Here is a 12,017-nt window from a genome sequence, read left to right on the forward strand (position 1 = left end):
TTATTTGCGGCGGTATTCAGCCAGCTTGTCTTCGTCAATTTCGACACCCAGGCCCGGGCCGGTAGGCAGGTCCACGCCGTTATCATGGAAGTTCAGCGACTTGACCACGATGTCGTCTTTCATCAGCAGCGGACCGAACATCTCGGTGCCCCACTGCAGGGTTTCCAGGGTTGACCAGGCGTGCAGCGAGGCTGCCGTACCGATAGTCCCCTCCAGCAACGTGCCGCCATAAAGGCCGATACCTGCAGCCTTGGCGACTGCCGCCTGTTCCAGAGCGCGCAGTGGGCCACCGGCCTTGGCAATTTTCATGGCCACGGCGCCGGAGAAACCTTCAGCCGCCAGCTTGTACATGTCAGTCGCGTCCGCCACGGCTTCATCCGCCAGAATCGGAATGTGAAATTTGGAGGACAGACGCGCCAGCGCAGCAAAATCCTTCATCGGGGTGGGCTGTTCCACCAGGTCAATGCCGGCAGCCTGCAGCTCGGCCATACCTTTGGCGGCAGTCGCCTCGTCCCACGCCTGGTTCACGTCGACCCGGACGCTGGCCTGGTCACCGACGGTCGCCTTGATCGCTGCCACATGGCGCACGTCATCCATCAAGGGGCGCGAACCGATCTTCAACTTGAAATCGCAGTGGCGCTTGGCAGCGATCAAGGTCTTGGCTTCGTCGATATCCTTGGCGGTATCACCGCTGGCCAGTGTCCAGAGCACAGGGATATGCTGGTGAAGAGCACCGCCCAGCAGAGCGGACATGGGCTGGTTCAGACGCTTGCCGAGCAGATCCAGCAGCGCGGTTTCGATAGCCGATTTGGCCAGATTGTTGCCACGACTGGAGCGATCCAGCATTACCCGCAGGGTATTGATGTTGTTCGCCAGCTGACCAATCAGCTGTGGCTTGAAATAGGTGTCGATGGTAAGTTTAACGCTTTCGGGACTTTCCGGGCCGTATGCCAGACCGCCGATAGTGGTCGCCTCGCCCAGACCCTCAAGGCCGTCCGAATCCTTGATACGCACGATTACCATGGTCTGCACACCCATAGTGGTCATCGAAAGCTTGTGCGGCCGGATGGTCGGGATATCGACCAGGACGGCTTCAATGGACTGGATAATGGCAGACATGTGTTCTCCGAATTCGAGGCAAAAAGACTGTGATCCGAACAATATGAAGTTTTGGTTACGTGAGCCAATATTGATTAAGTAGCCAGCGATACCCTGGAGGTATGGATGGAGCTGAGACACCTGCGTTACTTCGTCGCAGTCGCAGAACAACGCAACTTCACCCGTGCAGCCGAGAAGCTGTTTATCGCCCAGCCGCCCCTGACCAGAGCCATCAAACAGCTGGAAGAAGAGATCGGCGTAGAGCTGTTCATCCGCAAAACCAGGGGACTGGAGCTGACCTCCGGCGGCACCTACTTTCTCGCCCACGCGCAGCAGATTCTAGACAAAGTAGAAACCACCATCGCTGATACGCGGCGTATTGCCACGAACCGCAAGACCATTTTTTCCATCGGTTTCGTACCTTCGGTGTTCTACGGCCAACTACCGCTGATGGTTCGCCGTCTGCGCCAGAACAAGAACCTGGAGATAGTGCTGCACGAACTGAAAACCCGGGAACAGATCGATGCCCTGAAAGCCGGCAAGATCGATATCGGCTTTGGTCGCCTGCGCATTGAGGATCCGGAAGTGGAGCAGGAGAGCCTGTTCGACGAACCCCTGATCGCCGCCCTGCCCGCCGGGCACCCGCTCACAGCCAGACCGCCGAGCATGAAGGAGCTGTCTGAAGTGCCCATGGTCGCCTTCCCTTCCAGCGCCGGCCCCAATTTCGCCGACCTGACGCTGGGGCTGTTTCGGCGGCGCGGGCTCAAAGTCAACGTCATCCAGCAGGTCAATGACCTGCAGACCGCCCTGTCACTGGTCGCATCGGACATGGGCTTCACCCTGGTACCCGAACAGGTGCGCCGTCTGCAGCGCGAAGATGTCGAATTCATGCCGCTGGAGGATGACAACATCACCACACCCGTCATCGCCTCTCGACGCAAGGGCGAAAACCCCAATGCCATCATGCGGCTGACCAACACCATTCTGGCGGAGCTGGTGGACAACCGGATTACCGGTCGCTATCCCTGAGAAACAATGCTGATCGACGCATTGCACTTGACGGAACAAATCAGCCGGACGCAAGATGTTCGCATGAAAAACATAAGTTCGCATTACGAACTCCGAGCAACCAGCCAACCGAACGGGACACCTCATGAATTTCTGCACTCACAACGGCCGCACCATCAGCTACCGCCTGCTCGGCCAAGCCAGCAACCCACTGCTGGTACTGGCCCATCCACTGGGCATGACTCAGGGTATCTGGGATGACATGCTGCCAGAGCTGCTCGGCAAGTTCCGCGTACTCACTTGGGACCTGCCCGGCCACGGCGCCAGCAGCGCCTGGGCAGAAGGCTCCGACGCCATCGAAGCCGAAGACCTGGCCCAGGAAGCACTGAGCCTGGCCAAACTGGCCGGCGCTGAGCAATTCCATTTCGCCGGCACCTCCATCGGCGGCGTGATCGGCCAACAACTGCTGAGCCAGCACGCCAACAAACTGCTGTCCGCCACCCTGACCAATACTGGCCCGGTGATTGGCACCGCAGAAGCCTGGGGCCAGCGCGCCGATATGGTCATGGACAAAGGCCTGCAAACCATGGCTCCCGACCTGGTACCCCGCTGGTTCGGCCCGCAAGCCTGCGCCGACCAACCGGCCTTGGTACCGGGCTGGTGCGTACAACTGGGCCGTACCGACAACCGCAGCTACGCCCTGCTGTGCCTGATGCTGGGCCGCAGCAACTTCAGCGATGCTTTCACCGATGTTCAGGTACCGCTGCAGATCATTGCCGGCAGCGACGACATCTCCACCCCGCCTGCGTCATTGCAGGCGCTGGCAAAAGCGCTGGGTGCAGCTGAGCCGGAGGTGTTGGATAAGGTGGGGCATGTGCCGGCGGTGGAGAGTCCACAGACATTGAGCGAACGATTGATCAGACTGGCCTAAGTTTTGCCCTGGGCCGAGCAGAGCCCTTCGCAGCCAAGGCCTCCTTGTATCTCTCCCCCGAGTGCTGGTTAGCTACCAGCACTTCTGGTGCTCTAACCATTTCAGGCCTATCCGAAACTACCTGATGACCTCAATCCGGACGCTCAGCAGGCCCGCGGAGGTATCACCGATACTGGCAAAGGCAGAGCGGGAGAGGTCGATAACCCGGCCACGGACAAATGGCCCCCGGTCGTTAATGCGCACCACCACGCTTTTACCATTTCGCACATTAGTCACCCTGACCTGCGAGCCAAACGGTAGCGTCCGGTGTGCTGCGGTGTTCTGACCAGCCTTGTAAGGCTCACCGCTGGCGGTCTTCCGGTTCTGGTAGCGGTCGGCATAGAACGATGCCTGACCTGATTCCATATGCCCCACCCAGTTGCCGCCAACGCCAGACCTGGGCGTGCTGCTGCATCCGGAGATCACGGCCAGAACCACCAGCAGGACGAGTGCCTTGATAGTTGATTGCATTAAATACCTTTCAAGTTCATTGCGTTAGGAACCGACCTCATCAGGGACAGGTCGAGCTGTCGTGGTTAACTGACACCGAACGCTGCGTTAAGTTTTCTTCCGCAGCATCCGGTTGCTGAAATCTATGCTCAGTAGCTCTTGTAAGGCAGGAATTTGCCCGACAGTACCACCTGCACCCGGTCTCCCTTCGGATCAGCCTGGCGTTGGATGTCCATGGAAAAATCGATGGCGCTCATGATGCCGTCACCGAACTCCTCGTGGATGAGTTCCTTGATGGTAGTGCCGTAAACGCTCACGATTTCGTACCAGCGATAGATCAGCGGATCAGTGGGCACGGCACTGGGCAATGACCCCTTGTAAGGCACGATCTGCAGCCAAGCGACGGCTTCGTCAGGCAGCTCGAACAGTTGCCCCAGCGCCTCGGCCTGCGCCTTGTCGAAGGTCATCTGGCCCAGGCAGCCCGCAGTCACGAACTCCTTGGATAACCCCACTGCCTCCGCTGCCTCCCGCCATTGCAGGCCCTTGCGCACCTTGCTGGCGAGGATCAGGCGGGTCACTTCTTCTCGGTTTGAAATCATGCTTTGCTCCTTGACGTTCCGCTCAGCTGAAACTGTTCTGGATTCGTTACTGGAATAAAGAAATAACGATCACGGCTGAAACTCACTGAAGTCCGACTTGCGGATCATTGAGTTGATGCCCTTGGTCTTGTCGACCACCTGGGAGACTTCAAAGTCAGTCGCTGCGCTGAGATAGGCGTAGGCGACCGTCTCGTCCACCCCATACTGCTCAACGAGGAAGCGGATAGCTTCGCGAGTGGACTTTTTCATCGCCTCGTCCAGATCCTCATCCAGGCCCAGGGTGATCCAGAAATCATCTGTTTCACCCATCGGCTGGGAGAGCTGCTTGCCGGGAATATCCTCAGCCCCGCTTTCCAGCAGCGTCAGGCGAAAAGTGGCGCGGGCCGAGCCTTCCAGAGCAGTTAAGGCGACCTCGCCATCGCCTTGCACGAAGTGGCTGTCACCGGTGTAGAACAGGGCACCCGGCACCGCGACAGGGTAATAGGCAGTCGCGCCTGCGCCAAGGTCGTTCACATCCACATTACCGCCGTAGTGTGCCGGGGGAACGGAGTGGACTGGCTCGTCGGTATCCGCAGCCACCCCCATGATCCCCATGAAGGGCTGCAGCGGGAATTTGATCTTCCTGCCGTCGCCGCCATCCAGCACACCGACGTATCCGTTCTCACCCCGTGAGATGGGCGTGAATATCGATAGATTGCCGTACCGCTCCGGATGCTCGGCACTGGGATCAGCCTGAGCCGGGGTCTTCGGATATTCACCCGGCAGCGTACCCTTGCCGTGCCGGTTTGAAATAACGCCATAAGGAACACGGGGCTCGACCGCCAGGATCTCCACCTTGAGCACATCGCCCGGCTGTGCACCTTCGATGGCAACCGGACCGGTGACCACGTGCGGACCATCCTTGATGAAATCATGGGCACGATCCGAGGCGGTCAAGGCGATGGCTTCGGCCAGGACATGCTCGTGCTTGACGCCATGCGAGCTGAAATACGCAGCAGGATCGCGCCCTTGGTCCTCCAACAGTCCCTCATGGGACACCGTGTCAAAGGTAACTACGCTGCCGGACGGAACAGTCAGTACCGGCTTGGCGGTACGGTTCGGGAGATATCCCCAGATCACGTTATCCAGGGATGATGGTACGTAGAAATTCCCCGCATACTCTCCTTGCTCCAACTGCGTTGCAGCTGGGGCAAGCTGTTCGAGGATAACGAAGGATTTCCCGGTCTCGGCGTGAATGGCAACGGCCAGCGGCAGTAACGCAACAGGCAGGTAACGGAAGAAAACGTGGCGGCGAACAGGCATGGTAGGTCCTCGGTGAATGGATCAACCGGAACCGAGCAATATCTGTGCCGTCTCGCTATAGGCCCAGCTTGGGGGCTTGCATGGGGGCTTGTATGACCGAAGTGCGCAAATACAGAGCAGAGCCCGGCATACCTGCGCCGTTTACATGCAGGGGCGACATTCACGAAGCCCGGAGAGTGGGCTGCACGAAGAGATTAGCAGGTAAGCAGTCCGCCGCTGGGGCGGACTGCTGAGGTTTTACACCCGCTCAATCAAGGTGGCAATCCCCTGCCCTACGCCTACACACATGGTGCAAATGGCGTAGCGGCCGCCGGTGCGTTGCAGTTGCAGCGCGGCGGTCATCAGCAGGCGGGCGCCAGACATGCCCAGTGGGTGGCCCAGGGCGATAGCGCCGCCGTTGGGGTTGACTCGGGCGTCGTCGTCGGCGATGCCGAGTTCACGCATGACCGCCAGGCCCTGTGCGGCGAAGGCTTCGTTGAGTTCGATGACGTCGATGTCATCAATGCTCAAGCCGTGCTTGTCGAGCAGTTTGCGGGTGGCCGGTACCGGGCCGATACCCATGATGCGCGGCTCGACACCGGCGGTGGCCATACCGAGGATCTTGGCGACCGGTTTCAGGCCATGGGCCTGTACCGCTGCTTCGCTGGCGACCAGCATGGCAGCGGCGCCGTCGTTGACGCCGGAAGCGTTACCGGCGGTGATGCTGCCGTTCTCGCGGAAGGGTGCGGCCAGTGCGTTGAGCTTCTCCAGGGTGGAGGCGCGGGGATGCTCGTCCTTGTCGAAGATCAGCGGTTCCTGCTTGCGGCGCGGGATCTCGATGGCGACGATCTCTTCGTCAAACACGCCATCAGCTTGGGCTTTGGCGGTCTTTTCCTGTGAGCGCAGGGCGAACAGATCCTGGTCTTCGCGGGAGATCGAGAACTGCTCGGCGACGTTTTCCGCGGTTTCCGGCATGGAGTCGATACCATACTGCTTTTTCATCAGCGGATTGACCAGACGCCAGCCGATGGTGGTGTCTTCGATCTTCTGACCGCGGGCGAAGGCGCTGTCGGCTTTGCCCATGACGTAGGGTGCACGGGACATGGACTCGACACCACCGGCCAGAACCAGCTCCATTTCACCGGCACGGATAGCGCGGAACGCAGTACCTACCGCGTCCATGCCCGAACCGCACAGACGGTTCAAGGTGGTGCCGGGGACGCTGGTCGGCAGGCCGGCCAGCAGCGCCGACATGCGGGCGACGTTGCGGTTGTCTTCGCCGGCCTGGTTGGCACACCCGAGCATGACTTCTTCGATGGCGGCCGGGTCGAGCTCCGGCGCCTGCTCCAGCACTGCCTTGATGACCTGCGCGGCCAGGTCGTCGGGACGCACGCTGGACAGGGTGCCACCGAAGCGGCCAATGGCCGAACGGCGGGGGTTACACAGATAAACGTTACTCATTACTGACCTCGGATTCAGTTATTGACCGGCGTGGTGAGCGGCGGTGCGTGCTTTCAGTTCGCGCAGCACAGTCAGTTCCTGCTCGGTCGGCACTGGAGTGGTTTCCAGTGTGTCGGCAAAGCGGATCTCCCAGCCAGTCGCCTCAATCACCTGCTCGCGGGTCACGCCTGGGTGCAGCGAGGTGACTACCAGTTCCTTGGTCTGTTCATCCGGTTTGAGGATACACAGGTCGGTAATCACCACCGTCGGGCCACGACCAATGTTCGGCACGTTGTCCCGCGCCTTGCCATCACGACCAAAACCTACGGTGGTGATGAAATCCACGTCCTTCACGAAGGTACGCGTGGAGTGCTTGACGGTGATGAAGACTTCCTTGGCGTTGGTGGCAATTTCAGGTGCGCCACCGCCGCCGGGCAGGCGTACCTGGGGGTTGCGGTAGTCGCCAATCAAGGTGGTGTTCAGGTTGGCATAGCGGTCGATCTGCGCCGTGCCGAGAAAGCCAACGCTGATATGGCCGCCCTGCAGCCAATAGCGGAACATTTCCGGCACCGACACTGTGGTCAATGCCGAAGCGCACAGCTCGCCGTCGCCGATCGAGAGAGGCAGCACGTCCGGCTTGGTCTGCAGTGTCCCGGATTCGTAGATCAGGGTGACGTCCGGCGCGTGGGTCAGACGGGCCAGGTTGGCTGCCTCACTGGGCAGGCCAATACCAACAAAACAGGTCATGTCATTGGTCAGCGCCCGTGCAGCGGTGACGCTCATCATTTCCGAGGAGGTGAATTCAGTAGTCATCTCAGGCTGCTCCATTCTCGAATACGTTATCTTTCAGCCACGCCTGGAACAGATCGCGATCGCGCGCGATGGCATCCCACTCTTTATAGAAGGCGTTGTCACGATCGTAGTAACCCAGCGCGTAGGACGGTGCAGCGCCCTTCTCGGCAACTGCAATGGCGCTGATAGCCCAGGATGGCAATACACAGGCATTGACCGTTGCACCGAGATCATCAACGATCTCTTCCACCGTAACGATGCTGTGCTTGGCCGCCAGAACGGCTTCTTTCTGTACGCCAACGATGCCTTCCACCAGCACGTTGCCTTTACGGTCAGCTCGCTGTGCATGGATCACTGCAACATCAGGGCGGATCGACGGTATTGCCGCCAGCCGCTCACCAGTGAAAGGGCACTCGATGAACTTGATCTCGTCATTGACCTTGGGCAGATCACTGCCGATGTAACCGCGCAGAACCGCCAGCGGCAGGCCGGAAGCGCCAGCTTCATAAGCATTGGCCATCGCTGCATGACTGTGCTCGACCAGCTCCAGGCTACGCGGCCACTCCTTCTGTACCGCGTCACGCATACGATGCAGCGAGCCGACGCCTGGGTTACCGCCCCAGGAGAAGATCAGTTTCTTCGCGCAGCCGGCGCCGATCAGTTGGTCATATACCAGATCCGGAGTCATGCGAATGAGCGTCAGGTCGCGCTTTTCCTGGCGGATGATTTCATGGCCCGCAGCGAACGGGATCAAGTGAGTGAAACCTTCCATCGCGACGGTGTCACCGTCGTGAATGTACTTTTTCACCGCGTCCCGCAGAGAGAGAAACTCAGCCATCACATGTCTCCATTGATGTTATGATTTATGTTCGCAGTGCGAACTAATGTTTTGTATGCGAACATAATGGCGCAATTGATTTCATTCCGTCAACACCGTCTTTGGTCTTAATTGAAATAACGCCGCAATGTTCGGCATGCGAACAATGTTAAGATCGCCCCATTCATCCATCTCAGGAGAGATTGTTCTGGACAACACACTTCAACCCGGTGACCGGGACTATGTCGCCGCACTGGCATCCGGGCTGCAGATTCTGAAAGCCTTTGATGCCGAGCATCCGCGCATGACCCTCACCGAGATGGCCAGCCGCACCGACATGGACCGAGCCAAGGCGCGGCGTTTTTTGCTGACCCTGGAGGCGCTGGGCTATGTCAGGCGCAGCGGTCGGGATTTCGAACTGACCCCGCGGGTTCTGGAATTGGGACACGCCTTCCAGGCGTCCAATCAGTATCGCGCCGTCATTCAGCACTATCTGCAGGACATCACTGCCGAGATCGGCGAGTCATCTTCGCTCAGCGTGCTGGATGGTATCGATGTGGTTTATGTGGTGCGCTCGGCTGCCCCCCACCGCTTGATGGCGATCACCCTCTCGGTCGGAACCCGGCTACCGGCGGTCTATACCTCCATGGGCCGGGTGCTGTTGGCACAGTTGGCGGACGCGCAACTCGACAAGCTGCTGACAGAGGTCAAACTCCAGCCGCACACGCCGTATTCATTGACCGATATGGATGCACTGCGTGCGGAGATCGTCAAAGTCGGGGAGCAGGGTTATTCCATCGTCGATCAAGAGCTTGATCTGGGTCTGCGCTCGGTGGCAACCCCGGTATTCGCCGGCAATGGCGACTTGCTCGGCGCGATCAACATCAGCACCAACGCTGCCAGAGTGCCGCTTGAGGTACTGCAGAATGATTATCTGCCACGCCTGCAGCTCTTGGCCGACACCGTGCACAAGACAATACGTTCGGCAGCCGGTTGAGCCAGCAAAGGACGCGAGCCCATCGACGAAGCGATGTTGGTGGCGCAGACCATGACGCTGCGATGCCAGCGCTGCCGAACTGATCACCAGAGCCTCAGTGCCCCGGCAACCGGGGCGCGCTTCAACCGCTGTCAGCAATCAAGCGAACCGAGTGTTACCTGGAAGCTGTTACCCAACCAAACTGCTACCTCCCCCATCCAGCGGTAACACTTTACGGGGTAAACGGTAACACTTACCTCCCGCGCCCTTTCCGCCAAATCACGCAAAATATTACAAGCCATTGATTTTAAATGAAATTCAAAACATGGCACGACAACTGCTTTGTTATACGTACAACAAAAATAAAAACCGAAACCAGCAAAACTCATAACAAAAACAAGATTCAGCTCTACACATAACAAAAACAAAACGTACGAGTGCAGCAAACTGATTTTTTTGGAGAATGGGAAATACCAGCAAGCGAGCAATATGCTCGATTGGAACCGAGAAGAATAAAAAGTTGCTCCAGCAACCCACCGGATCCGATGTCATCTGACCACTGCCGCTTCCTGAGCGTCCAAAGCAATCCGCTTGCTTTAGGCAGCCCTGATGGGCTCAACGGTGTGGCAATGCCACCTCGCCAAAAAGAACAAGAAATAGCTCACAAAACAAAAATAAAAAGCATTTAGAGGGAGCGAAAGCTCCCTTGAGCTTTTCCCAGTTCCAGCAAAGCCCAGTCGGCTAGTCCAGCCAATCCTCTCCCAACGCCACGATACAACATCGTTAGATGTGTTCTGTAGATCAGAGCAACCATTCAATCGGCAATATCGACAGAAGAAACACGCCGCTGCGCTTGAGAAAGCGGGTGTTCGGTTCTTGTTCATAACGGATTTGCCTGTCGCCCAGCCGCTCAATCCAGTAGAGCTCGCCTTTATCATCAAGACGAACCTCATACGCGTTTTCCGGGATAGTGCTTTCAAAAGCTTGATGAACAGCCTCGGACAAAGCCGGGCTATCAATGACAAATCCAAGCTCGGTATTCAAATGGGCTGAACGCGGGTCGAAATTGAACGAGCCGACAAACATACGCTCACCATCCACGGCAAAGGTTTTTGCATGCAGACTGGAACCGGAACTGCCAAACGGGCCGGCGCTCTCGTTACGCTCGATATGCGGTGAAAGACGGCGCATCTCAAATAGCTGAATACCCGCCTTGAGCAGATCCTTGCGCCGCTTGGCATAACCGCCATGCACTGCAGCCACATCAGTGGCATCAAGGGAGTTGGTTAAAATGCGTATATCAATCCCCCGGTCGGCCAAAGCGGTAAAGGCTTCAACGCCAGCGGCTGTCGGCACGAAGTAAGGCGACACCAGCACGACCGTGCTCTTCGGCACACCCAGAATTTGCCCTAGCTGATATGTCAGCTTCCCCTCTTGCTCGGTCTCACCCAGCCCTTTCGCCGGATCATCGCTGACCATTCGAGTATCAGCCCATTCCAATTGCAGCTCACCATTCAGCAACAAACGAATAAAGGCCGACTGGGAAACCGCTTCAACATACTCCCTGGCGGCCGCGTCCCTCTCAATGAGCAGCGCAGTCTGGCTCAGCTGCGCAAGGCTTTTTTCAGAAACCGCAGGTACGATCTGCTCAACCGGATATGAGGAGTCACTGGCCCAGTAACGGTCAAAATCAGTTGATACCTGCTCGACAATCGGGCCGACCGACAAAACATCCAGGTCGGCAAACAGAATGCCTTCGGTCGCGCCAAAATACTCATCCCCGACATTCCGCCCACCGACAATGGATGCCTGGCTGTCCGCCGTGAAGGACTTGTTATGCATGCGCCGATTGGCCCGGGAGAAATGAGTGATGTAACCCAGCCACTTCGGCTTGCGGACGCTGAATGGGTTGAACAGGCGGACTTCGATCTGGGGATGCAGCGCCAGCGCGGCCAGCTCGGTGTCCAATCCCGCGGTACCATTATCATCCAGCAACAGCCGGACACGAACGCCACGATCCGCCGCTGCATGAAGCTCCTCCAGCAATAACGTGCCGGTCATATCCCCGTGCCAGATGTAATACTGCACATCCAGTGTCCGCTCTGCAGCTCGGGCCAGCAACATCCGCGCCGCAAAGGCGTCATGCGGATCGGCCAAGGTATGTATGCCGCTTTTATCTGGGTGCGCTTCCAGTCTCGGCGCCAGCGCCTGGCCGAGCAGAGTGGTCTGGCTTTGCTCGCTACTCAGCGCGGAGGAGGCAACTTTGTGGGGTGTGGGCAGGGCACAGCCTCCCAGCAATGCAGCTGTGAAAGAGATAACAAGCAGCCATTTGCCCATTTCCAATGTGCGAATAAACTCAGAGATGAACGCGCTCAATTAGGTTTTCCTGAAATTCGCCACTAGCGGTACCTGTTGTCCCGTCATGAAAAACAGTATCTTCGTGCGGACGATTGAGATCATTTGCGAATGCGGGTCTGCTGGCGATATTCGATGGAGCGTCATGTAAACTACCGCAGCACTCGGCGAGTGGTAACCTACCCGCAAACCATTGCCCTTGCAATGATCGACGCCAGGACTTACCGCCAT

At 58.1% G+C, this 12,017-nt stretch carries 11 protein-coding genes; 3 read left to right on the forward strand and 8 right to left on the reverse strand.

Annotated features, from left to right (window positions below; all coding sequences use genetic code 11):
- The gene (locus INT39_RS07165) at positions 1-1,119 is read right to left on the reverse strand and encodes a muconate/chloromuconate family cycloisomerase (RefSeq protein WP_193073284.1); all 1,119 of its coding nucleotides are present in this window, start codon (positions 1,117-1,119) and stop codon (positions 1-3) included.
- A gap of 105 nt (positions 1,120-1,224) precedes the next feature.
- On the opposite strand from INT39_RS07165, the gene INT39_RS07170 reads away from it, so the two are divergent.
- Together INT39_RS07170 and INT39_RS07175 are read left to right on the forward strand one after the other, a co-directional pair.
- Positions 1,225-2,127 (forward strand): LysR family transcriptional regulator, encoded by a 903-nt coding sequence (locus tag INT39_RS07170; protein ID WP_193073285.1) that lies wholly within the window; start codon positions 1,225-1,227, stop codon positions 2,125-2,127.
- A gap of 124 nt (positions 2,128-2,251) precedes the next feature.
- Entirely contained in the window at positions 2,252-3,037 is a 786-nt protein-coding gene (locus tag INT39_RS07175; RefSeq protein WP_193073286.1) for an alpha/beta fold hydrolase, read from the forward strand.
- Between the two features lie 117 nt (positions 3,038-3,154).
- Here INT39_RS07175 and INT39_RS07180 read toward each other — a convergent pair whose 3' ends face one another.
- The 6 genes from INT39_RS07180 to INT39_RS07205 all read right to left on the reverse strand — a co-directional run bounded on the left by INT39_RS07180 (position 3,155) and on the right by INT39_RS07205 (position 8,476).
- Entirely contained in the window at positions 3,155-3,547 is a 393-nt protein-coding gene (locus INT39_RS07180) for a septal ring lytic transglycosylase RlpA family protein (RefSeq protein WP_193073287.1), read from the reverse strand.
- Positions 3,548-3,675: 128 nt separating this feature from the next.
- Positions 3,676-4,125 carry a cyanase gene (cynS, locus tag INT39_RS07185; protein WP_193073288.1) on the reverse strand — a complete coding sequence of 150 codons (450 nt, stop codon included), beginning with the start codon at positions 4,123-4,125 and terminating at the stop codon, positions 3,676-3,678.
- A 69-nt stretch (positions 4,126-4,194) separates the two neighbouring features.
- Positions 4,195-5,427 carry an acetamidase/formamidase family protein gene (locus INT39_RS07190; RefSeq protein ID WP_193073289.1) on the reverse strand — a complete coding sequence of 411 codons (1,233 nt, stop codon included), beginning with the start codon at positions 5,425-5,427 and terminating at the stop codon, positions 4,195-4,197.
- A 237-nt stretch (positions 5,428-5,664) separates the two neighbouring features.
- Positions 5,665-6,867, reverse strand: coding sequence for a 3-oxoadipyl-CoA thiolase (pcaF, locus tag INT39_RS07195; protein ID WP_193073290.1), 1,203 nt, complete (start codon positions 6,865-6,867; stop codon positions 5,665-5,667).
- Positions 6,868-6,885: 18 nt separating this feature from the next.
- The gene (locus tag INT39_RS07200; protein WP_193073291.1) at positions 6,886-7,659 is read right to left on the reverse strand and encodes a CoA-transferase subunit beta; all 774 of its coding nucleotides are present in this window, start codon (positions 7,657-7,659) and stop codon (positions 6,886-6,888) included.
- Position 7,660: 1 nt separating this feature from the next.
- A complete protein-coding gene (locus INT39_RS07205; RefSeq protein WP_193073292.1) occupies positions 7,661-8,476 on the reverse strand; it encodes a CoA transferase subunit A in 816 nt (271 codons plus the stop codon).
- Between the two features lie 145 nt (positions 8,477-8,621).
- Between INT39_RS07205 and INT39_RS07210 the strand changes: the two genes are divergently transcribed.
- Positions 8,622-9,452, forward strand: a complete 831-nt coding sequence (locus INT39_RS07210) for an IclR family transcriptional regulator C-terminal domain-containing protein (protein ID WP_193073293.1) — start codon at positions 8,622-8,624, stop codon at positions 9,450-9,452.
- Between the two features lie 780 nt (positions 9,453-10,232).
- Here the strand turns inward: INT39_RS07210 and INT39_RS07215 are convergent.
- Positions 10,233-11,768 (reverse strand): phospholipase D family protein, encoded by a 1,536-nt coding sequence (locus tag INT39_RS07215; RefSeq protein WP_193073447.1) that lies wholly within the window; start codon positions 11,766-11,768, stop codon positions 10,233-10,235.
- Positions 11,769-12,017: the final 249 nt, after the last annotated feature.

It is taken from the genome of Pseudomonas sp. FME51 (assembly GCF_014897305.1).